The organism is Actinomadura sp. (assembly GCF_044508335.1).
Taxonomy (GTDB): domain Bacteria; phylum Actinomycetota; class Actinomycetes; order Streptosporangiales; family Streptosporangiaceae; genus Spirillospora.
Genome location: NZ_JBIQHY010000002.1, coordinates 146,994 through 169,821, shown reverse-complemented (window position 1 = coordinate 169,821; position 22,828 = coordinate 146,994). Strand labels below are relative to the sequence as shown.

At 74.6% G+C, this 22,828-nt stretch carries 17 protein-coding genes; 7 read left to right on the top strand and 10 right to left on the bottom strand.

Features of this window, described 5'->3' with window-relative positions; genetic code table 11:
* Positions 1-122: 122 nt before the first annotated feature.
* From ispG to ACIWVC_RS01830, 8 genes are all read right to left on the bottom strand, one after another.
* A complete protein-coding gene (gene ispG, locus ACIWVC_RS01865) occupies positions 123-1,316 on the bottom strand; it encodes a flavodoxin-dependent (E)-4-hydroxy-3-methylbut-2-enyl-diphosphate synthase (protein ID WP_396445958.1) in 1,194 nt (397 codons plus the stop codon).
* 116 nt (positions 1,317-1,432) lie between these two features.
* Positions 1,433-2,632, bottom strand: coding sequence for a M50 family metallopeptidase (locus ACIWVC_RS01860; protein WP_396445957.1), 1,200 nt, complete (start codon positions 2,630-2,632; stop codon positions 1,433-1,435).
* 37 nt (positions 2,633-2,669) lie between these two features.
* The gene (dxr, locus tag ACIWVC_RS01855) at positions 2,670-3,896 is read right to left on the bottom strand and encodes a 1-deoxy-D-xylulose-5-phosphate reductoisomerase (protein WP_396453733.1); all 1,227 of its coding nucleotides are present in this window, start codon (positions 3,894-3,896) and stop codon (positions 2,670-2,672) included.
* Positions 3,897-3,967: 71 nt separating this feature from the next.
* Positions 3,968-4,957, bottom strand: coding sequence for a sensor histidine kinase (locus ACIWVC_RS01850; RefSeq protein WP_396453732.1), 990 nt, complete (start codon positions 4,955-4,957; stop codon positions 3,968-3,970).
* A gap of 753 nt (positions 4,958-5,710) precedes the next feature.
* Positions 5,711-6,973 (bottom strand): ABC transporter substrate-binding protein, encoded by a 1,263-nt coding sequence (locus ACIWVC_RS01845; RefSeq protein ID WP_396445954.1) that lies wholly within the window; start codon positions 6,971-6,973, stop codon positions 5,711-5,713.
* 469 nt (positions 6,974-7,442) lie between these two features.
* The gene (locus tag ACIWVC_RS01840; RefSeq protein WP_396445953.1) at positions 7,443-7,808 is read right to left on the bottom strand and encodes a hypothetical protein; all 366 of its coding nucleotides are present in this window, start codon (positions 7,806-7,808) and stop codon (positions 7,443-7,445) included.
* Between the two features lie 244 nt (positions 7,809-8,052).
* Positions 8,053-9,585 (bottom strand): CoA-acylating methylmalonate-semialdehyde dehydrogenase, encoded by a 1,533-nt coding sequence (locus tag ACIWVC_RS01835; RefSeq protein WP_396453731.1) that lies wholly within the window; start codon positions 9,583-9,585, stop codon positions 8,053-8,055.
* Entirely contained in the window at positions 9,582-10,886 is a 1,305-nt protein-coding gene (locus ACIWVC_RS01830) for an aspartate aminotransferase family protein (protein ID WP_396445951.1), read from the bottom strand. Before ACIWVC_RS01830 ends, ACIWVC_RS01835 begins: the two co-directional genes overlap by 4 nt.
* Before the next feature lie 113 nt (positions 10,887-10,999).
* On the opposite strand from ACIWVC_RS01830, the gene ACIWVC_RS01825 reads away from it, so the two are divergent.
* Entirely contained in the window at positions 11,000-12,616 is a 1,617-nt protein-coding gene (locus tag ACIWVC_RS01825) for a PucR family transcriptional regulator (protein WP_396445950.1), read from the top strand.
* A 55-nt stretch (positions 12,617-12,671) separates the two neighbouring features.
* Positions 12,672-13,466, top strand: a complete 795-nt coding sequence (locus ACIWVC_RS01820) for an alpha/beta fold hydrolase (protein WP_396445949.1) — start codon at positions 12,672-12,674, stop codon at positions 13,464-13,466.
* Here the strand turns inward: ACIWVC_RS01820 and ACIWVC_RS01815 are convergent.
* Positions 13,441-14,385, bottom strand: a complete 945-nt coding sequence (locus ACIWVC_RS01815) for a hypothetical protein (protein ID WP_396445948.1) — start codon at positions 14,383-14,385, stop codon at positions 13,441-13,443. The two genes, ACIWVC_RS01820 and ACIWVC_RS01815, sit on opposite strands and share 26 nt — an antisense overlap.
* A 112-nt stretch (positions 14,386-14,497) precedes the next feature.
* On the opposite strand from ACIWVC_RS01815, the gene ACIWVC_RS01810 reads away from it, so the two are divergent.
* Positions 14,498-15,625: a glutamate--cysteine ligase gene (locus tag ACIWVC_RS01810; RefSeq protein WP_396445946.1), complete on the top strand. Its 1,128-nt coding sequence runs from the start codon at positions 14,498-14,500 to the stop codon at positions 15,623-15,625.
* A 292-nt stretch (positions 15,626-15,917) separates the two neighbouring features.
* On the opposite strand, the gene ACIWVC_RS01805 is transcribed toward ACIWVC_RS01810, so the two are convergent.
* Positions 15,918-16,394 (bottom strand): helix-turn-helix transcriptional regulator, encoded by a 477-nt coding sequence (locus tag ACIWVC_RS01805; protein WP_396445945.1) that lies wholly within the window; start codon positions 16,392-16,394, stop codon positions 15,918-15,920.
* 205 nt (positions 16,395-16,599) lie between these two features.
* Between ACIWVC_RS01805 and ACIWVC_RS01800 the strand changes: the two genes are divergently transcribed.
* Genes ACIWVC_RS01800 through ACIWVC_RS01785 form a run of 4 tightly spaced genes read left to right on the top strand, consistent with a single transcriptional unit; the run spans position 16,600 to position 22,827 of the window.
* A complete protein-coding gene (locus ACIWVC_RS01800; RefSeq protein WP_396445944.1) occupies positions 16,600-17,817 on the top strand; it encodes a hypothetical protein in 1,218 nt (405 codons plus the stop codon).
* Positions 17,814-20,231, top strand: coding sequence for a tetratricopeptide repeat protein (locus tag ACIWVC_RS01795; RefSeq protein WP_396445943.1), 2,418 nt, complete (start codon positions 17,814-17,816; stop codon positions 20,229-20,231). Before ACIWVC_RS01800 ends, ACIWVC_RS01795 begins: the two co-directional genes overlap by 4 nt.
* Entirely contained in the window at positions 20,228-21,496 is a 1,269-nt protein-coding gene (locus ACIWVC_RS01790; protein WP_396445941.1) for a protein phosphatase 2C domain-containing protein, read from the top strand. Before ACIWVC_RS01795 ends, ACIWVC_RS01790 begins: the two co-directional genes overlap by 4 nt.
* Positions 21,493-22,827, top strand: a complete 1,335-nt coding sequence (locus tag ACIWVC_RS01785) for a VWA domain-containing protein (protein WP_396445940.1) — start codon at positions 21,493-21,495, stop codon at positions 22,825-22,827. The genes ACIWVC_RS01790 and ACIWVC_RS01785 overlap by 4 nt, the downstream gene beginning before the upstream one ends.
* Position 22,828 lies beyond the last annotated feature (1 nt).

The following is a 22,828-nucleotide window of genomic DNA, read 5'->3' as shown; positions in this document are numbered from 1 at the left end:
TCTTCCTCCAGGGGACTTTCACCCCCAAGCAATCGCCCATGCTGGGCGCACCACACGGAAGGGCCCCGGGATCGCTCCCGGGGCCCTTCCGCTTTCGCTATCGCGTCAGGTCGGCCGACCGTTCAGCCGACCACGACGTCGGCGCCCGGCCCGGTCACCGAGCCGTCCTCGCCGATCTCGATGCCCATCTCGTCGGCGATGCGCATGGCCTCCTCGATGAGGGTCTCCACGATCTGCGACTCGGGGACGGTCTTGATGACCTTCCCCTTGACGAAGATCTGGCCCTTGCCGTTCCCGGACGCCACGCCGAGGTCGGCCTCGCGCGCCTCGCCGGGGCCGTTCACCACGCACCCCATCACGGCGACGCGCAGCGGGACGGGGAAGTCCTTCAGCCCGGCGGTCACCTGCTCGGCCAGCGTGTACACGTCCACCTGCGCGCGCCCGCAGGACGGGCACGACACGATCTCCAGGCCCCGCTTGCGCAGCCCGAGCGACTCCAGGATCGCGATGCCGACCTTGACCTCCTCGACCGGAGGCGCCGACAGCGACACCCGGATCGTGTCGCCGATGCCCTCGGCGAGCAGCGCGCCGAACGCCACCGCCGACTTGATCGTGCCCTGGAACGCGGGGCCGGCCTCGGTCACGCCCAGGTGCAGCGGGTAGTCGCAGGCGGCGGCGAGCCGCCGGTAGGCGTCGATCATCACGACCGGGTCGTTGTGCTTGACCGAGATCTTGATGTCGCGGAAGTCGTGCTCCTCGAACAGCGAGCACTCCCACAGCGCCGACTCGACCAGGGCCTCGGGGGTGGCCTTGCCGTACTTCTCCAGGAGCCGCTTGTCCAGCGACCCGGCGTTCACCCCGATCCGGATCGGCACGCCCGCGTCGCTCGCGGCGCGCGCGATCTCGCCGACCTTGTCGTCGAACTTCTTGATGTTGCCCGGGTTCACCCGGACGGCCGCGCAGCCGGCGTCGATCGCCGCGAACACGTACTTGGGCTGGAAGTGGATGTCGGCGATGACGGGGATCGGCGACTTCTTCGCGATGGCGGGCAGCGCGTCGGCGTCGTCCTGCGACGGCACCGCGACCCGCACGATCTGGCAGCCGGACGCGGTCAGCTCCGCGATCTGCTGGAGCGTGGCGTTCACGTCGGCGGTGAGGGTGGTGGTCATGGACTGCACCGACACCGGCGCGTCGCCCCCGACCGGAACGTTCCCGACCATGATCTGCCGGGACTTGCGGCGGGGCGCGCTCGGACCCTGCGCCCCCTGCCCATCGCCGTCGCCGCGGACATTAGGCATTCCCAGTGAAACGCTCATCCCTCTCCTCATGCTTGCGGCCCCGGTACAAAGCCTAAGCGCCCGGTGCCGCCGACGTGACGGCGCCCGGCATCCAACAGTGTCACCCGCGCGCCACTCTCCGTGAACATCTCGGATCACTTCGGCAACTGCAGCGGGTTGAACAGGTCGGCGAGGATCAGCAGCACCCCGAACCCCACCAGCAGCAGGACGGCCAGATAGGTGAGCGGCAGCAGCCGGGTCATGTCGACCGTGCCCGGATCCGGCCGCCCCCGGATCCGGTTGACGCCCGCGCGCACCCGCTCGTACGCGACGACCGCGAGGTGCCCGCCGTCCAGCGGCAGCAGGGGCAGGACGTTGAGCGCGCCGAGGAAGATGTTCACCGACACGACCAGCGACAGGAACAGCGCGATCTTGTCCCGGGCGGTCTCGTCGGAGGAGAAGATCTGCCCGGACACCTCGGTGGCGCCGACCACGCTGCCGACCTGGCCTCCGGGCGTGCTCTCCCGCTCGGGCGTGAACAGCTTCGGGATCGCGGTGGGCAGGTCCGCCGCGACCTTGCCGATGCCCTCGATCGTCCGGCCGATGCCCCGGGCGGCGAACGCGGCCGCGTCCAGCGGCCCCTCCCGGTCGTACCCGCCGCCGACGACCCTGGCGGACACGCCGACGAAGGGTTCTCCGCCGACGTCCGCGAGCGTGACCGGCACCGTCGCCTCCTGGCCCGTGCCGGCCCGCCGCACCACCACGCCGACCGTCTCCCCGGGCTTCGTCCGGCCGATCGCCTCGGTGAGGTCGTCCCAGTCGGAGACGGGCGCGCCGTCGAAGGCGACGATGCGGTCGCCCGCCTTCAGCCCCGCCCGCTCCGCCGGGGAGGGCGGACGGCCGGCGGCGCAGCCGTCCCGCATGGTGGCGGGCACGCATCTGGAGACCTCGTCGATGGTGCTGGTCACCGAGCCGGGCCGCGGCACGCCGATCGTCATCGCCATCACCGTCAGCAGCACGAACGCGAACACGAAGTTGGCGACGACGCCGGCCCCGATGACGACGGCGCGGCGGCCGGCGGGCTGCCGGTAGAAGGCGCGGGGCCGGTCCGCCTCGTCGATCTCCTCCAGCGGCGTGTAGCCGACGATCTTGACGAAGCCGCCCAGCGGGATCGCCTTCACGCCGTACTCGGTCTCGCCCCGGCGGGTGGACCACAGGGTCGGCCCGAAGCCGACGAAGTACTGCGTGGCCTTCATCCCGAACCGCTTGGCGGTGAGCAGGTGGCCGCCCTCGTGCAGCATCACCGACGCCAGCAGCGCGACGACGAACGCCACCGCGCCGAGGAAGAAGGCCATCCGGGTCCCCTCGGGCTCGTTCCCGGGGGTCCCCGGGTCAGTCGGTTCCGGTCAGTTCCCTGCTCCTGGTCCGCGCCCACTCGTCGGCCGCGAGGACGTCGTCCAGCGTCAGGCCACCGGGCGTGCCCGGACCGTGCTCCTCCACTACCCGCGCGACGGTGTCGACTATCCCGAGGAACGGGAGCCGCCCCGCGCGGAACGCGTCCACACATTCCTCGTTCGCGGCGTTGTAAACGGCGGGTACGGTCCCGCCCAGCTCACCGGCGCGGCGGGCGAGCGCGACGGCGGGGAACGCCTCGTCGTCGAGCGGGAACAGCTCCCACGTGTGGGCCTTCGTCCAGTCGATGCCGGGGGCGGCGTCCGGGACGCGGTCGGGCCAGTCGATGCCGAGCGCGATCGGCAGCCGCATGTCGGGCGGGCTCGCCTGCGCGAGCGTGGCGCCGTCGGTGAACTCGACCATCGAGTGGATCACCGACTGCGGGTGCACCATGACCTCGATCCGGTCCATCGGGAGGTCGAACAGCAGGTGCGCCTCGATGACCTCCAGCCCCTTGTTCACCAGGGTCGCGGAGTTGATGGTGACGACCGGGCCCATGTCCCACGTGGGGTGGTTCAGCGCCTGCTCGGGCGTGACATCGGCCAGCTCGGCGCGGCCGCGGCCGCGGAACGGGCCGCCGCTCGCGGTGAGCACGAGCCGCCGCACCTCCTCGGCTCGCCCGCCGCGCAGGCACTGCGCGAGGGCCGAGTGCTCGGAGTCGACGGGGACGATCTGCCCGGGCCGGGCCCGCTCCTTGACGAGGGGGCCGCCGACGATGAGCGACTCCTTGTTGGCGAGGGCGAGCGTCCGCCCGGCGTCCAGCGCCGCCAGCGTCGAGGCGAGGCCGAGCGCGCCGGTCACCCCGTTCAGCACCGTGTCGCACGGCCAGGCGGCGACCTCGGCGACCGCGTCCGGGCCCGCCACGATCTTCGGGATGGCGAAGTCCCCGGAGGAGTAGCCGCGCCGCTTGGCCTCGGCGTAGAACGCGAGCTGCAGGTCCTGCGCGGCGGACGCGCGGGCGACCGCGACGACCTCGGGCGCGAACTCCAGCGCCTGCGCGGCCAGCAGGTCCACCCGCCCGCCGCCGGCCGCGAGCCCGGTCACCCGGAACCTGCCGGGGTTGCGCCGGATCACGTCCAGCGCCTGGGTGCCGATCGAGCCGGTCGAGCCGAGGACGACCACTTCGCGGGCGGACGCGCCCGGCGTGTCGGTGCTTGAGGGAGACATCACCGCTCCATTCTCGGACATCCGCCCGCCCGGGTCTCCCCCTGCGGCACGGGCGCGGCGCGAGCGCGGTGCTACGGCGGGTCGGGGGCGAGGGGCAGGCGGAGGACGAGGCGGGCGCCGTAGGTGCCGTTGGCGACGTAGAGGGTCCCGCCGTGGGCGATGGCGATCTGCCGCGCCAGCGGGAGGCCGAGGCCGCTGCCGCCCTTGTCCCGGCTGCGCGCCGCGTCGAGCCGGGCGAACCGCTCGAAGACGCGCTCGCGGGCGTCCGGCGGGATGCCCGGGCCGTCGTCGTGCACCTCGACGACGGCCTCCTCCCCCACGGCGCGGGCCTGGATCTCGATGCGCGCGACCGCGTAGCGCTCGGCGTTGGAGAGCAGGTTCATCAGGACGCGGGCCAGCCGCGACCGGTTGCCCATGACCATGATCCCCGACTCCGCCTTGACGGTGACCGGGACGGCCGAGGTCCGCCCGGCGACCTCGGACTCCACCAGCGCCCCGAGGTCGAGGCGCCGCCGCTCCGGCAGGTCCCCGGAGTCGAGGCGGGCGAGGACGAAGAGGTCCTCGACGATCCGGTGCAGGCGCTCGACGTCGTCCAGCGCGTGCTCCAGGTTGTCGGCGAGGTCGCCGTCGTCGGGGTCGTCGAGGGCCAGCTCGATCCGGGTCCGCAGGCCGGCGAGGGGGGTGCGCAGCTCGTGCGAGGCGTCGGCGATGAACGCGCGCCGCTGCGCGGCCGAGATCTCCAGCCGGTCGAGCAGCAGGTTGACCCGGCCGGCCAGCCGCTCCACGTCGTCGCCGGTGGCCGGGACGGCGACGCGGGCGCCCGGCTCGGCGTCGGCCGCGGCGACGAGCTCCGCCCTGAGCCGCTCCACCGGCTGGAGCGCCCGCGCCACGGCGTGCCGGACGAGCCAGCAGCCGACCGCGGCGACGGCGGCGGCGAGCAGGGCCATGACGGTCACGAGCACGCCTGCGGCGGTGCCCGCGAGCAGGTGCAGCACGGCGGCCGCGATGGCCACCGCGGCCACCGTCAGGGAGCCGAGCGCGGTGACCTCGTTCAGCGTCACGCGCTCCCGTACGGAGCGGAGCCTGTGCGGCCGGGCGTGCGGAGGACCGACGTTCCGGGCCGACATGCTTCCTTTCTACGTACAACACCCCCAAAAGGAGGCAAACTACCCAACCGGCGTTCGCATAACCCTGGTTTGCAAACGCCCTGGTAGGAGCGCTGCCGGCGGCCCGGGCGGCGCACCTGGGCCGGCCGGCTCTTGGGCGGCCAACCGACACGAGAGGCTTTGCCGCTCTTTTCACGTTCGGTAACAGTGCCAACACCCCGCCCCGCCTATAAAGGAGTCACGTGTCAAGGCGACTCCCGCAAGGGGGATGGAACATGGGCCGGACAGACGAGCCTACGGTCGACCCGGGCGGGCTGAGCGCAGCTCAGCTCCTCGGCGACGCCTGCGTCGTCTGCCGCAAGAGGTGGCCCCGGCCGCGCGTCCGCGTCGGCCGCCTGCCGGACTCGTCCGGGGTGTTCGCGTGCGACGACTGCGCACCCGCCCCGCCGGCACCCCGCCCGCGGCGGGGCCAACGGGAGTCGCCCACGGATGCCGGACGGCCGGCCGGGGAGCCGGCGCCGGCGAAGGCGGCGGGCCTCGCGTCCGTCGTCGTGGAGGTCTCTCCAGGGAGAAGGGTGACCCGGGCGTTCGGGGGGAAGCCCGGGACCACCCGGCAGGCGCGCCCGGCTGGGGGCGGCCGGGCGCGCCGGAGAGACCTCCCGTAACCCGGGCGGGCGATCCGGCGGGCGATCCGGGCTCGGCGGGACGCTAGGGCTTGGCCTGCGGCTTCGCCGACTGCGGGTGGGTCGCCTCGATCCAGACCCTGGTCCACTCGGCGTAGTCGGTGCAGTCGTTCTTCTTCGACTCGCCGCCGCACGCCTTCGCCGGCGCGTGCGCGAAAATGATCTTGTCGAGGTAGCCGCGGTCGCCGACGTGGTAGGCGGCGCAGAAGCCGGACCGGAGCCGGTCGCCCGAGCACGCCTGCGGGTTCGCGGGCGCCACCCCGGTCCACTCGGCGACCTGCTGCTGGACGTCCGGCGACGCCGCCCACTGCAGCCACTGGTACATGCAGTTCGGGTGCTGGGCGCGGGCGCCGATCATCCACGCGTCCATCCAGCCGGTCACGCCCTCGGCCGGGACGACGGCGCGGACCGGGCGGCCCGCGCGGTTCAGCACGTCCACCTGGTAGGGCCACCCCTGGCCGAGCACGGCCCGCCCGCCGGCGAACGCGCTGATCGCGTCGGCGGGGATCGCCCAGTACTCCCCGACGTGCGGGCGCTGCTTCGCCAGCACGCGCCCGGCGGCGGCGAGCTGCCGGGGCGTCAGCGAATACGGGTCGCGGATCTTGAGCTTGCGCTCCCGCCCCTTGAGGTAGAGCGCCGCCTCGGCGATCGCGAGCGGGCTGTCGCGCATGACGATCCTGCCGGAGTAGCGGCGGGCCTGGCCGGGGTCGAAGATCGCGGACCAGCCCGCCGGCGGCGGGACGGTCCGCGTGTCGTACACGAGCAGGTTGGCGCCCCACACGTACGGGATGCCGTAGTGCTTGCCGTCCCGCTCCAGCAGCTTGCGGAGCTTCGGCTCCAGCTTCTTGTAGCCGTCCACGAGGTCGGTGTTGACCGGGACGACCTGGTTCTCGGCGATGAGCCGGCCGGCGACCTCCGGCGGAGCGGCGACCCCGTCGTAGCGGCGGTCCTCGTCGCGCATGAGGTCGGCGAGCTCCTCGGGCGTCTTGGCGACCTTCAGGCCGACCTTGCAGCCGGTGCGCTCCTGGAAGGGGGTCACCCAGTCGACGCGCGGGTCGGTGCCGCCGCTCTCGATCGCGCCCGGCAGCGCGACGAGGTTGAGCGTGCCCTCGCCGGGGCCCAGGGTGGTCGCCGCCTTGGCGGCGGCGACCGGCTCGGCGCCGCCGTCCCCGCTGCAGCCGGCGAGGCCCGCCGCGATGAGCGCCGCGGCCGCGGCCAGGGCCCCGGCCGACTTGACGCGCGCCGCCCCGCCGCGCGGCCCGCGGAGAAGTGTGGCCGTCCGCCGCATGTCGCTCCCGATCCGTGCCCAGGGCCCTCCCCCTCGTGAACGGGCCCATCGGCGCAGCGTAGCGCGTCCGGCGCGGCGGGACGGCGCGCACCCGCCGGGAACGGGCGCCGCGGGCGGGCCCGCGCGGCCATTCCGGTCGCACCCGGGGGGCGGCGCGATTGGATCGCCGGTGTTTCGCGATTTCGCCTCCGCCGCGCGGCGGCCCGGCGGGCAATTACCGAAGATCGCGACTCGGACAAGTACCGGCACTGTTTCCGGAAGGTAAGAACTACCTGACCATTACCGCACCATTATGTGCGGTTTTTCGGACGGCTCCTTAACGGATAAACCGCCGGGGCCCCGGGGGACGGCGGGTGCTGGCGTCCGCGCCATACACGGAGGTTGCCGGAGAGGGATATGGCGCGGGCTGCCGTCGTTCCCGGGGCCGCGGCGGCACCGGCGGGCGTGGCGAGGGGTGGGGAACAGCGGATCACCGTGCGGTGCTGCCCGGCCACGCGATCGCCGGTGCCCGGCCGAACGGCGACGGTGTGACGCCCTCGATACGACGGAGGTTCGAGGGACGCCGCACGTCCGGCCGGGTGTCGCGGGACGGCCGTCGGCCGTCGGCCCGAGGTGCCGGCTGCTGCGCCGGCGGCCGCCTCGGTGCGGCGTGCTTGACCACCTCGATCCGTGCGATGAGCCGCTGCGGGGTGTCGGCCTCCAGGAAATCGCCGACGTCGCGGTCCTTGGGCGGCAGCGCCCACCAGTGGCCGGTGCACAGGCCGAACCAAATGGTCCAGCCCGGAAATCGCCTTCCCAGCGCGTCCACCTCTGCTGCGTGGTCGCCAGCGGTCATAGCGCGGCACCCCTTGACTGCCGACCCTGACTTTTCAATTTCGCCTCAATTAATTGAGACAGTCAGATTGTGTCGCCGGACACAGAGCCCGTCAATGGATGTTGGCATTATTCGTCGCGCGGGGGCGGACAAAAATCAACGACGAAATGTCGGGTTCGTGGGAAATTCCCAAACCGGCCCGACCTGCGCGTGCGCACGGCCGGTGCCCGCGGGGGTCACCGGCCGTGCGCGCCGCTCCGGCGGGTCAGCCGCCGTTCGGGAAGCCGAGGTTCACGCCGCCGCCACCGGCGGGCCGCGGAGTGTGCCCGCGGGGCCGGGACGCGGTGGGCCAGCGTGCGGTGACGGCCTTGGTCCGGGTGTAGAAGTGGACGCCCTCCATGCCGTGGGCGTGGCTGTCGCCGAACAGCGAGTCCTTCCACCCGCCGAAGGAGTAGTAGGCCATCGGCACCGGGATCGGCACGTTCACGCCGACCATGCCGACCTCCACCTCGTTCTGGAAGCGGCGCGCGGCCCCTCCGTCGCCGGTGAAGATCGCGGTGCCGTTGCCGTACGGGTTGGCGGCGATCAGCTCCATGGCGGCGTCGAACGAGGCGGACCGCACGACCGACAGCACCGGGCCGAAGATCTCGTCCTTGTAGGCGTCCATCTCCGGGGTGACGTGGTCGAGGACGGACGGGCCGAGCCAGAACCCGTCGCCGGCGCCGCCGAGGACGTCCGGGTCGCGCCCGTCGATCGCGAGGGTGGCGCCCTGGGCGACGCCGGAATCGAGGTAGGACGCGACCTTGTCGCGGTGCTCCCGGGTGACGAGCGGGCCCATCTCCGACTCGGGGTGGTCGCCGGGGCCGACCTGCAGCCCGGCGACGCGCTCGCGGATCTTCGCCATCAGCTCGTCCCCGACCGGGTCCACGGCGACCACGACGGAGATCGCCATGCACCGCTCCCCCGCCGAGCCGAACCCGGCCGACACCGCCGCGTCGGCGGCGGCGTCGAGGTCGGCGTCCGGCAGCACCAGCATGTGGTTCTTGGCGCCGCCGAGCGCCTGCACCCGCTTGCCGTTCGCCGCCGCCGTCGCGTAGATGTACCGGGCGATCGGGGTGGAGCCGACGAAGCTGACGGCCTTCACGTCGGGGTGGTGCAGCAGCCCGTCCACCGCGGCCTTGTCGCCCTGGACGACGTTGAACACCCCGTCCGGCAGGCCGGCCTCGGCCCACAGCTCGGCCAGCCTGACCGAGGCCGAGGGGTCCTTCTCCGACGGCTTCAGGACGAAGGTGTTCCCGCACGCGATCGCGACCGGGAACATCCACATCGGCACCATCGCCGGGAAGTTGAACGGGGTGATGCCCGCGGTCACGCCGAGCGGCTGCAGGATCGAGTAGGCGTCCACCCGGGTGGACACGTTCTCGGAGAACCCGCCCTTGAGCAGGTGCGGGATCCCGCAGGCGAACTCGACGACCTCCAGGCCGCGCGCGACCTCGCCGGCCGCGTCCGAGACCACCTTGCCGTGCTCGGCGGAGATGAGCCGGGCGATCTCGTCGCGGTGCGCGCTGACCAGCTCGCGGAACCTGAACAGGACCTTGGTGCGCTGGGAGAGCGAGGCGTCGCGCCAGGCGGGGAACGCGGCCTTGGCGGCGGCCACCGCCGCGCCGACCTCGTCCCGCCCGGCGAAGTCGACGGTGCCGGCGACCCGGCCGGACGCCGGCTCGTAGATGTCGCCCCGCCGTGCGGACCGCCCGTCGAACGGCTTGCCGCCGATCCAGTGGGTGACGTGCTTGGTCATGCGGCTTCCTCGTTGACGGTCTCGAGAGACGAGATCAGGATGCCGAGGCCCTCGGCGGCCTCGGCGTCGGTCAGGTTCATCGGCGGCGCCATGCGCACCGCGTTGCCGTACAGGCCGCCCTTGCCGATGAGCAGCCCCCGCTCCCGGGCGGCCTCCATCAGCGCGGAGGCGAGCGGTGGGCTCGGCTCGCCGGTGCGCGGGTCGACCAGCTCGACCGCGAACATCAGGCCCTTGCCGCGCACGTCCCCGGCGACCGGCAGCCGCTCGGCGGCCCGGCGCAGCCCGCCGATGATCGTCGCGCCCTGTTTCGCCGCGTTGGCCTGCAGGTCGTGGTCGAGGAGGTAGTCGAGCGTCGCGTTCGCGGCGGCCATCGAGACCGGGTTGCCGCCGAACGTGGAGATGCCGAGCGCGGGGAGGGCGTCCATGAGGTCGCCGCGCGCGACGACGCCGCCGACCGCGAAGCCGTTCCCGAGGCCCTTGGCGAACGTCATCATGTCCGGGGTGACGCCGTGGGCGCCGATGCCCCAGAAGCTCTGGCCCGTCCGCCCCCAGCCCGTCTGGACCTCGTCGGAGATGAACAGGATGCCGGACTCGTCCAGGACGCTCTTGTAGGCGGCGAACAGGCCGTCCGGCGGCATCGTGAAGCCGCCGACGCCCTGGATCGGCTCGGCGATGAGCGCGGCGACGTCCGGGCCGGTCGCGGTGGCGAGCACGTGCCGCAGGTCCTGCGTGCACGCGTCGATGTACTGCTCGTCGGACATGCCGGCGAACTGCGGGAGGTGCCGGTCGGCGCCGTGCAGGAAGTGGACGTCCAGCGGCGAGAACGACAGGTTCGTCCAGGCGCGGTTGCCGGTGACGCCCGCCGCCGCGAACGACCGGCCGTGGTAGCTCTGCCGCATCGCGAGGACCTGGTCGCTGCGCCGCGCGTACGCGGCGAGCAGCAGCGCGGTCTCGTTGGCCTCCGTGCCGGAGTTGGCGAAGAACACCTTCGCGTCCGGGATGCCGGACAGCCGGGCGATCTTCTCGGCCAGCTCGACCTGGCCGCGCAGCAGGTAGGCGGTGGAGGTGTGCACGACGCCGGTCGCGAGCTGCCGCTCCACCGCGTCCCGCACCTCGGGGACGTCGTAGCCCAGCATGTTCGTGAGGATGCCGGTGAAGAAGTCGAGGTAGCCGTTCCCCTCGGCGTCGGTCACGCGGGCGCCCTTGCCGCCGACGATCTCGATGGGGTCCGAGTAGTTGAGCGCCATCCACGACGGCATGACCGCCCTGTGGCGCCGGAGCAGGTTCGCGTGTTCCGACATGACACAAGTGTCGGCCGCGGGGAACGCGCAGGCCACCCGCAGAGTGTCAGGACCGGGCGCCTCCCGTTGACGGTCTGCTCGCGCCGGGTGCCGCGCGCGTATCATCGCGAGCGATGCTGCCCACTGTCGACGACGTCCTCCAGCTCGACGCGGTGCGCCGCGGCCAGCCGCACGTCGTCGCGGGCGCGGACCGCACGGGCAACCGCGTCCGGTGGGTGCACGTCGCCGAGGTCACCGACATCGCGCACCTGCTGCACGGCGGCGAGCTGGTGCTGACGACCGGGATCGCGCTGCCGGACGACCCGGCGCGGCTGCGCGCCTACATCGCCGACCTCGCCGAGGTCGGGGTCAGCGGGCTGATGATCGAGCTGGGCCGGCGCTACGCCAGCGTGCTGCCGCCCGCGCTGACCGCCGCCGCCGAGGAGCACGGCCTGCCGGTGATCGTCCTCGCGCACGAGCCCGCGTTCGTCGACATCACCGAGGCGGTGCACGCCCGGATCGTCCGGGAGCAGTTCGCCGAGCTGCGCGCCTCCGAGCGGCTGCACGAGATCTTCACCCAGCTGTCGGTCGAGGGCGCCTCCACCGACGAGGTCGTCCGGCAGGTCGCCGCGCTCGGCGGGCACCCGGTCGTGCTGGAGAACCTCGCCCACCAGGTCCTCGCCGCCGACGCGGGCGGCGCCGACCCGGCCGAGCTGCTGTCGGCGTGGGAGACCCGCTCGCGCGCCGTCCGGCCCGGCCGCCGCACCGGCTACGACCCGGTGTCCGGGTGGCTGGTGACCATGGTCGGCGCGCGCGGCGAGGACTGGGGCCGGCTGATCATCGACCTCGGCGCGCCGCCGTCGCCCCGCGACACCGTGCTGATCGAGCGGGCCGCGACCACCCTCGCCCTCGGCCGGCTGCTCGACCGGCACGCGGAGAGCGTCGAGCGGCAGGCGCACGGGACGATCATCGCCCGCATCCTCGCGCACGCCTACTCCGACCCGCAGGAGGCCGCGGCCCGCGCCCGCGCGCTCGGCGTGCCGCTGTCCGGCCGCCGGCTGCTCGGCGTGGTGCTGCGGCACCGCGGCCCCGGCACGCCCGCGCCGCAGGTCGGGGAGCTGTCCGCGCTCGCCGAGACGGCCGCCGCCGCCTGCAAGGACGCCCGCCTGGCCGCGCTCGTCGCCGTCCTGGACGAGGGCGGCCCGCACGCCCGCGTCGGCGTGCTCGCCTCCCTGCCCGCCCGCGCGGACGTGGAGACGGCGCTCACCGAGGTCGCCACCCGCATCCGCAAGCAGTCGGGCGGCACGGTGATGGCGGCCGGGTCGGTGGTGGAGTCGATCCAGGACGTGCGCCGCTCGTTCCTGGAGGCCGAGCAGGTCGCCGACGTCGCGGCCCGCGGCTCCGGCGCCCGCCTGTTCTACCGCCTCCCCGACCTGCGCCTCCGCGGCCTCCTGCACCTGCTCCGCGACGACGCCCGCGTCCAGACGTTCGTGGAACGCGAGCTCGGGCCGCTGCTGGAGTACGACGCGCAGCGCGGCAGCGACCTCACCCGCATCCTGGAGATCTACCTCGAGTCGGGGCGGAACAAGGCCGTCGCCGCGCAGCAGGCCCACCTCTCCCGGCCCGCGTTCTACGAGCGGCTGCGCCGCATCGAGCGCGTCCTCGACGCCGATCTCGACGACGTGGAGTCGTGCGTGTCGTTCCACGTCGCCCTGCTCGCGCTCAGCTCCGTCCGGTGGGAACGTTCCTGACCGGTGGCCGGTGAAGGACGTCCGCGACCGGCCCGCCGCGCATACGCTTCACTCCATGACGGACGCGGCGTTGCATGTTCATCGATATGGAGACCCGGCGGGGGCGCCCCTCGTCCTGCTGCACGGGGTCACCGGTCATGGGGCGCGGTGGCGGCGGACGGCGGAGTCGTACCTGGCGGACCGATCCGTCCTGGCGCCCGACCTGCGCGGCCACGGGCGGTCGCCGCACGAGCCGCCGTGGACGGTCGAACGGCACGTCGCGGACGTCCTGGCCCTGCTCGACGCGGAGGGCGTCGAGCGGGCCGACCTGGTCGGGCACTCCTACGGCGGGATGATCGCGGTGCATCTGGCGCGGACGGCGCCGCGGCGGGTGCGGCGGCTCCTCCTGCTCGACCCGGCGATCGGGCTCGACCCGGAGGAGGCGCTGAGGCAGGCCCGCGGATATCTGTCCCCCGTGTCGTTCGCCGACGTCGCGGAGGCACGCGCCTACCGGGCGGCACGCTGGACCGAGGCGCCGGACGACGCCGTTGACGAGGAGGTCGCCGAGCACCTCGAACCCACTCCGGACGGGCGGCTGCGGTGGCGCTTCGAGCCGGCGGCGGTGGTGACCGCCTACTCGGAGATGGCCCGCCCCCACCTGACGCCGCCCGCGGACCTGCCCACCCACCTGGTCATCGCGACGCGCGCCGACCTCGTCCGGCCGGAGTTCGTCGTGGACTGCCGCGCCGCGCTCGGCCCCCGCCTCGCCATCAGCGAGATCGAGGCCGGGCACATGCTCTACGTCGACCGCCTGGAGGAGACCGGGACGCTGATCGCCGGCTGGGTCAGCGAAGCAGGCGGCGCCCGCTGAACACGGGCAGGTCCAGCGGGGTGTGCAGCCCGGGCGGCGCCTCGGCGACCGCCCGGACGGCGTTGACCATGCGCAGCGCCGCGGCGTGGGAGCCGCCGGGCGCGGCGAGGTCCATCCGCACGGGCGGCTCGCCGGCGATCTCGACGCGGTGGCCCGGCCCGCCGAGCGGCGGCGCCGGCCAGTGCGGGGCGAGGTCGCCGCGGGCCCGCACCACCCGCTCCACGGTGATCACGGGACGGCGGCGCAGCATGCCCGACACGCGGTAGCGCAGCCCCGCGAGGGTCCCCTTCCCGATCGGCCCGCACGGCCCGTCGATCTCCTCCGGCGCCGCGCACACCTCGTGCGCTTCGGCGATGCCGTCCAGGGGAACGGCCAGGTGCCGGGCGAGGAGCCGGACGACCGGCCCCCACTTCCGCCCCGGCGCGCCCGCCCGGACGACCGGCGGCCTCCGCCCGATTGGCCCGCCGAACCCGCCGTCCGGCGAAGTACGGAACTCGGTGACAGTGATGCCGTCGACGCTCCGGCAGACACCGCTGAGCAGCACCGGAAGCACGTCGCCGACCATGCCGGGCCCGATGGTGAGGCACGCGGACCCGCCCGTCGCGCAGGCCGATCGCAGCCGCCGGACCAGCACCGGATCGGCCGACGCCGGGTCCACCAGCTCGGGCACGGCGTTCGAGACCACGCTCGCGCCCGCCTGGAGCATGAGGCGCAGATCGTCGGCCGAACCGCCGGTGTAGCAGATGACGTGGGGCCGCCTGGCCAGCAGCCCCGCCGGGTCCTCGGTGGCGGCCAGGCCCGCCCGCCGGGGATCGGCGGTCACCACGCCGGCGAGTTCCAGCTCGGGGTGCTCGGTGATGGCCCGGAGCATCAGCCCGCCGGCGGCTCCACTGGCCCATAGGCCGACGAGATACGACATACCACCACCTTTCAACCAAGCGCTCGGTCACGTTCACCCTAGGCACGCCCCTGTGACCAGGACGATCCCTTCCCGCGATGTACATCGGTGCACTCCCGGGAAGTAGACACTGGTGACTGTGCACACGGGCCGCACGTTCGGGGTGGAGGAGGAGCTGCTCCTCGTCGACCCGGTGAGCGGTGCGCCGCAGGCGGTCTCCGGTTCCGTCATCGGCTACTCGCGGCGCCACGACGAGCTGTTCCTGACGGGCGGCCGGCGGTCGACCCCCCTGAACACCGAGCTGCAGCGCGAGCAGCTCGAGACGGCGACACCGGTGTGCACGTCGCTCGGCGAGCTGTCGGACCACGTCCGGTCGGCGCGGCTGGCGGCGGCCAAGTCGGCGGCCGGGGTGGGCGCCGCCGTGGCGGCCCTGGCGACGTCCCCGGTCAGCGTCCGCCCGTCGCTCACCCCGTCGCACCGCTACCTGCGGATGGCGGACGCCTACGGGCGCACCGCCGACGAGCAGCTCACCTGCGGCTGCCACGTGCACGTCGGCATCGGCTCCCCCGACGAGGGCGTCGCCGTCCTGGACCGCATCCGCCCGTGGCTGCCGCCGCTGCTGGCGCTCAGCGCGAACTCGCCGTTCTGGCAGGGCGCCGACACCGGTTACGACAGCTGGCGGCACCAGGTGTGGAGCCGCTGGCCGTCCAGCGGCCCGACGGAGCTGTTCGGCGACGCCGCGGGCTACCGGGCGACGGTGGACGCGCTGCTCGCGACCGGCGCGCTCGTCGACGAGGGCATGATCTACTTCGACGCCCGGCTGTCCCGCCACTACCCGACCGTCGAGATCCGCGTGGCGGACGTGTGCCTGCACGCCGACGACGCAGTGCTGATGGCCGCGCTCGTCCGGGCACTGGTCGACACGGCCGCAGCGGCCTGGCACGCCGGCGAGCCGCCCGACCCGGTGCGCGCGGACCTGATGCGCCTGGCCATGTGGCGCGCCGGCCGCTCGGGCCTGCGCAACGACCTGGTCCACCCCCGCACCCGCCGAGCCGCCCCCGCCACCACGGTCGTAGCCGCCCTCCTGGACCACCTGACCCCGGCCCTGGACGACGCGGGCGACCTGGAAACCGCCGAGACCCTCCTCCACAACCTCCTGGACCGAGGCAACGGCGCCCACCACCAACGCACCGCCCACACCCGAACCCACGACATAAAAGCCGTAGTAGCCGACGCAATAACGAAAACCATGACGCTCTAACAACACCGCGCTCACCCCACCCCCCGCGAGAGAGCGGCCTCCGTCGCCAACAGGAGTTCACCCCCAGCATGTGCCTAAAAAGCGACCGCCACTTGGACGAGCACGATTCACACCCTCTTGGGCCAGACCCGCGCCGTGACCACCGACCGAAGCGGCGGTCACGGGCATGCCCGGCGACGCAGGCGACCGCAGCGACGCCACACACGCCCGCACAGGCACGACAGACCGCAACGGCGGCGCGAGGATCGCCTGCGTCGCTAACGGGGGTCCCAGGGGGTCGCCCCCCTGGAAGTCACTGCCAGGGCAGGTAGCGGTCTGCGCGGCGGGGGCGGGCGCGGAGGCCGGTGGATTCGACGGCGAGGATGCGGTCGAAGCGGAAGGCGCGGACGCCGCGGCGCATGCGGCACCAGCCGACGAGGTACCAGTGGTCGCGGTGGACGAGGCAGGTGACGGGTTCGACTTCGCGGATCGTGACGTTGGCTCCGGCGTCGCCGTAGCAGAGCCGGACGACGCGGTGGTCGGTGATGGCGGCGGCGATCACGCGGGCGCGGTCGGAGGTGGAGGCGTCGAGGGGCGTGGTGAGGGTGGCGAGGGTGGTGGTGACGACGTCGTCGTGGGGGGCGGTGTCGAGGAGGGTGTGGAGGGCGCGGCGCGCGGTCGTGGCCTGCGGGCCGGTGCCGAGGTGCGCGAGGGACAGCGCGAGGGCGGCGATCTCGGCGGCGGTGAGGGGGGCCGGCGCGGTCTGGGGGTGCGTCGCAACGTTCGCCATGGTTCGATCATACGTTCGAACACTGACATTTTGCAGGGTCGGGGGACGGCCGGATCGCGTCGTGTGACGCAGGGCGGGACGGAGATCGCCGCGCGGTTGAGAAGGCGGCCTCGCATGGGGAAAACTGAGGCTCCAAAAGTGCTCTATTCGGGGGAATCGGGGGCGAACATGGGTCGACCGCGGACCGGCGTTGAGTGACGCGCGCGTGACCGGCCCCCCGATGAGCCGCGAGGAGGTCGACCGGACGCTGGCACGGCTCCGGGACGAGAAGGAGCGCATCGCCGCCGCGCTGCTCGAACTGGAGTCCCACCAGGGGTACCAGCTGCTGGAGGGGGCGACGTTGACCGGCGAGACTCGGCGCGTGCAGTCCGGCGTGCGGTCCCGCATGGCGTCGCTGTGGACGCTGTTCGACCTGTACGGGCGCGTGGTCGACGCCGCCGGGGAGCTGCGGGCCCGGCATCCGAGGCCGGGGCAGGCGCAGCTCGCGGAGCTGAGCCGGCTGCTGGCCGGGCCGTCGGTGGAGCTGCCGGTCCGGGAGGTGCCGCTGGAGCGGCGGACGCTGCTGGCCGTCCCGTCCGGGGAGCGGCTGACGCTGCGGGCGGCGGTCGACCGGATGACGCCGCTGTACGAGGAGGTCGCCCGGTCGGTCGCGGCGCTCGACGCGGTCTGGTCGACGCTGCTGTCCCGGCTCGCGGAGGTCGAGGCGGAGCGGCGGACGGCCGCCGGGCTGCTCGAATCCCTGGGCGGGGCCGACCCCGAGTTCGACCGGCTGTGCGAGGAGCTGGAGTCGGTCGCGGCCGTCGTGCGCGCCGACCCGCTGGCGCTGGCCCGGGACGGCCGGGCCGACACCGCGCGGCTCGACGCGGTCCTGACCGGCCTGGCGGGGGTGCGCCGCCGGCTGGAGGAGGCGGAGCGGCTGCGCGACGGGTTCGCCGACCGGATCCGCGGGATCTCCGCCGTCCTGGAGTCGCTGCGCGAGGCGGAGGCCGAGGCGCGCGCGGTCCGCGACGAGGTGCTCGCCAAGATCGCCTCCCCGGTGCTGCCCGACCTGCCCGACATGGCGGCGGGCCTCGCCGACCGGCTGGCCGCGGTGGCCGCGCCCGGGCGCGGCGGCTGGCACGACCTGGCCGAGCGGGTCGCGGGCCTGGAGCGGGCGGCGGCCGCGGCGCTGGAGCGGGCCCGCGAGGCCGCGGGGGTGATCCGCGGGCTGCTGGACCGCCGCGAGGAGCTGCGCGGCCGGCTGGAGGCCTACCGGGTGAAGGCCGCGCGGCTCGGCCACGCCGAGGACGCCGAACTGGCCCGGATCTACGAGCAGGCCCGCGAGCTGCTGTGGACCTCGCCGTGCGACCTGCGGAGCGCGACCGTGTCGCTGTCCGGATACCAGCGGGCCATCATGGCGCGGGCGAAGGGAGCGCAACGATGAGCCAGTGCACCGAGCCCGGCTGCGGCGGAACCGTCGACGGCGGCTACTGCGTCCTATGCGGCGTGGCGGCCTCCTCCGGAACCCCGGCTCCGTCCGCGGCGGCCGGGTGCGCGCGGCCCGGCTGCGGCGGGACGATCTCGGACGGCTACTGCGACGTCTGCGGCAGCCCGCCGGAGAGCGCCGCGCCCGCCGTGCCCGCGCCGCGCCCGCCCGCCGAGCGGCCCGCCGACGCGTGCGGGCAGGCCGGCTGCACCGGGACGGTCATGGACGGCTACTGCGATGTGTGCGGCTCGCCGCCCGCGCGGACGTCCCGCGTCCCGACCGCGAGCACCCGCACCGGCAGCACCCGCACCGGCAGCACCCGCACCGGGTCGTCGCGCTCGTCCGGCCGCCGCGGGATGCTCGGCGCGGGGCTGGTCGAGGTGCCGCGCGTCCCGTACCGGGACCCGTCGAGCGCGGTGATGAGCGACCCGCAGGTCGCGGAGAACAAGCGGTACTGCAGCAGCTGCGGCGAGCCCGTCGGCCGGGGCCGCGGCGACCGGCCCGGCCGGACGGAGGGCTTCTGCCCGAAGTGCGGCACCCGGTTCTCCTTCACCCCGAAGCTCGGCCCCGGCGACCTGGTCGGCGGGCAGTACGACGTGCTCGGCTGCCTCGCGCACGGCGGGCTCGGCTGGATCTACCTCGCCAAGGACCGCAACGTCAGCGACCGCTGGGTGGTGCTGAAGGGCCTGCTGGACAGCGGCGACGCCGACGCGATGGCCGCGGCGGCCGCCGAGCGCGCCTACCTCGCCGAGGTGGAGCACCCCAACATCGTCAAGATCTACAACTTCGTCCAGCACGGCGGCGACGGCTACATCGTGATGGAGTACGTCGGCGGCGAGTCGGTCAAGGACATCCTGCTGCGCCAGCCGCAGCCGCCCGGCGAGAAGCACCTGCCGCTCGCGCAGGCGATCGCGTACGGGCTGGAGTCGCTGCGGGCGTTCGAGTACCTGCACGCGCAGGGCCTGGTCTACTGCGACTTCAAGCCGGACAACGTGATCCAGTCCGAGGAGCAGCTGCGGCTGATCGACCTCGGCGGCGTCCGGCGGCTGGACGACCCGGACGGCGCCGTCTGGGGCACGGTCGGCTACCAGGCGCCCGAGATCGCCGACGACGGGCCGTCGGTCTCCTCCGACCTGTACACGGTCGGCCGCACGCTGGCCGTGCTGAGCTTCCCGTTCCGCGGCTACACCCGCCGGTACGCCCACTCGCTGCCGCCGCGCGAGGACGTCCCGGTGTTCCAGCGGTTCGAGTCGTTCCACCGGTTCCTGCTGCGCGCGACGCACCCCGAGCCGGACGAGCGGTTCCAGGACGCGGCGGAGATGGCGGAGCAGCTCACCGGCGTGCTCCGGGAGGTCCTCGCCGCCGAGGACGGCGCCCCGCGGCCCGCCCCGTCCGGGCTGTTCGGGCCGGAGCGGTTCACCGCCCGGATGGCGGGCGGGGACGCGGAGGAGCCGGCGCTGCCGCCCGTCCCGCCGGACGCGGCCGCGGCCGCGCTGCCGGTTCCGCTGGTGGACGGGACCGACCCCGCCGCCGCGTTCGTGTCCGGGCTGTCCGCGCTGGAGCCCGCGCAGGTCGCGGAGGCGGCGGCGAACGCGCCGGCGCGCACCCCCGAGGTCCGGCTGGCGCTCGCCCGCGTGAAGATCGAGCTGGGCGCGGTGGACGAGGCCGGCGCGCTGCTCGCCGAGCTGGCCGCCGAGCGGCCCGGCGACTGGCGGGTCGACTGGTACCGCGCGGCGGGGCTGCTCGCGCGCGGCCGGATCACCGAGGCGGAGCCGCTGTTCGACCGGCTGTACGGGCTGCTGCCCGGCGAGGCGGCGCCGAAGCTGGCCCTCGCGTGCTGCAGGGAGCGGACCGCTCCGGGCGACGCGGCCCGCCTGTACGAGACCGTGTGGCGCACCGATCAGAGCTACCTGACCGCGGCGTTCGGCCTGGCCCGGGTGCGCCTCGCGGCGGGCGACCGCGCCGCCGCGGTGGCCGCGCTCGACTCGGTGCCGAGGATCTCCATCCGGTACGTGCCCGCGCAGGTCGCGGCGGTGGCGACGGCGGTGCGCGGGCGGCCGCCCGCGGAGCTGTCGGCGGCCGAGCTGGTCGCCGCCGGGGACCGGCTCGCCGCGCTGGACCTGGACGCCGAGCGCCGCGACCGGCTCGCCGCCGAGGTGCTGGAGGCCGCGCTCGGCCGGCTGCTCGCCGGGGGCGGCTCGGCGGGCCGCCCGGCGGGCGGGTCGCTGCTCGGCGCCCCGTTCACCGAGACCGCGCTGCGCCGCCTGCTGGAGGCGACGTACCGGGAGCTCGCGCGCCGCACCCACGACCGGGACGAGTGCCGCCGGCTCGTCGACTCCGCCAACGCCGTACGCCCGAGGACGCTGCTGTGACCGATGACCAGACCGGAGCCGGGCCCGCCGCGGCCGGCCGCGCTCCCGCCGCTCCCGCCGGCTCCGCCTCCGCCGACCACGCCAAGGCGGCGGAGCTGTCGTGCCCCGAGTGCGGCGAGATCGTCTACGCGGAAGAGCTCTTCTGCGAGAAGTGCGGGCACCGGCTCGGCGAGGCCCCCGCCGCGCAGCCCCCGCCGGGCGGGACGGCGGCGCAGGAGCCGTCCGCCGCGCGGCCGTGCGCCGGCTGCGGCGGGACGGCGGTCGACGCCGACGGCTACTGCGAGCACTGCGGGCTGCGCCAGCCCGCGGAGCACGACCACGTCGAGCTCGCGCTGCCGGCGCCCGGCGACGGCGGCGGTCCGGCGCCGGCGGCCGGCGCCAGCGACCGCGGCCGCCGCTACAGCCGCAACGAGGACGCGCTCGCCCTCGCCGCGCACGCCGCCGGGGTCGCGGCCGTCGTGTCCGACGGCGTCGGGTCGTCGCAGCGGCCCGAGGACGCCTCCCGCACGGCCGCCGACACCGGCGCCGCCGAGCTGGTGGCGCGGCTGGACGCCGGCGACGACCCCGAGGACGCCACCCGGCAGGCGGCGCTGCGCGCGGCGGAGGCCGTCGCCGCGCTGGCCACCTCCCCGGCGGACGCGCCGTCCTGCACGTACGTGTCGGCGGTGACCCGCGGCGCGACCGTCACCGTCGGCTGGGTCGGCGACAGCCGCGCCTACTGGCTGTCCGCCGGCGGCGCCGCGGAGCCCGCCGCGGACGGCGACCCCGGCGGGACGGCCCTGGACGCCGCCGAGGTCAGCACCGGCGACATGGCCGAGCTGGGCCCGTCCCGCCGGCTCACCGAGGACGACTCGTGGGCGGCGTTCATGGTCGCCGAGGGCTCGCTGAGCGAGGCGGAGGCGGAGGCGCACCCGAACGCGCACGTCATCACCGCGTGGCTGGGCGTGGACGCCGGTGAGGTGCGCCCGCACGTCGCGACGTTCCGCCCGGCCGGCCCCGGCACCCTCCTGGTCTGCAGCGACGGCCTGTGGAACTACTTCCCCGCGGCGGGCGACCTGGCCGCGCTGCTGGGCGGGCCCGGCGGCGCGGACGGCGCGCCCGACCCGGCGGCCGACCCGCTCGGCGCGGCGCGGACGCTCGTCGGGCACGCCCTCGACGCCGGCGGCCGCGACAACATCACCGTCGCCGTGATCCCGCTCCCCTCCCCCGCCTCCCACCGCCACGCCGAGAGCCGCGAGACCCCGCAGAGCACGGAGCCCCGATGAGCGAGCCGCAGTTCAGCATCAAGATCGACCAGAACCGGTACCTGCCCGAGGGCGGCCGCGAGGTGCACGCCATCGTGTCCGTCGAGGCGTCCGCCGCGGACGGGCCGCCCGCCGCCTCAGCGGCGAGGGCGTCGGAGGTCGTCATCATCGACACCTCGGGCTCGATGTCCTACCCGGAGACCAAGCTGCGCGCGGCGGTCGCGGCGGCGCAGGTCGCGGTGGACACGCTGCGCGACGGCGTGGAGTTCGCGGTCGTCTCCGGCTCCAACACCGCCTCGATGATCTTCCCGCGGCATCCGGGGCTGGTCCCGGCGACGCCGGAGACCCGCGCGGAGGCCAAGCTCGCGCTGAGCCGGCTGACGGCGTCCGGCGGCACCGCGATCGGGTCGTGGCTGCGGCTGGCGGGCCGGTTGTTCGACACGGTGCAGGGCGGGATCCGGCACGCGATCCTGCTGACCGACGGCAAGAACCAGCATGAGACGCCGGAGGAGCTGGACGCCGCGCTGGCGGCCTGCGGCGGCCGGTTCGTGTGCGACTGCCGCGGCGTCGGCACCGACTGGGAGGTCGCCGAGCTGCGCAAGGTCGCGTCCGCGCTGCTCGGCGGCGTCGACATCGTCGCCGACCCGGCCGGGCTGGTCGCCGACTTCCAGGCGATGACGGAGGCGGCGATGGGCAAGTCCGTCGCCGACGTCGCGCTGCGGGTCTGGACGCCGCGGACCGCGAAGCTGCGGTTCGTCAAGCAGGTGATGCCCACGGTGGAGGACCTCACCGGCAAGCGCGTCGGGTCGGAGCCGCAGGCGGGCGACTACCCGCTCGGCGCGTGGGGCGCCGAGAGCCGCGACTACCACATCTGCGTGGAGGTGGAGCCCGGCCAGGTGGGCGGCAGGGAGCTGCGCGCCGCATGGGTGAAGCTGGTCGTGCCGGGCGCGCCCGGCGAGGAGGCGAAGGTCCTCGCGACCGGCAACGTGCTCGCCCAGTGGACCGACGACGAGGCGCTGTCCACCAAGATCAACCCGAGGGTCGCGGACTACACCGGGCAGGCGGAGCTGGCCGACGCCATCCAGAAGGGGCTGCAGGCCAACCGGGACGGCGACGTCGACACCGCGACGGCGCTGCTCGGCCGGGCCGTGGTGCTCGCCGACGAGGCGGGCAACGACGCGATCACGGCGATGCTGCGCAAGGTGGTGGACGTCGTCGACCCGGCGACGGGCACCGTCCGGCTGAAGCGCAACGTCGACAAGGTCGCCGAGATGGAGCTCGACACCCGGTCCAGCAAGACGGTCCGGACCCGCAAGGACGAGACCGTGACCACCCGGCGAGGCGAGGGCTGAG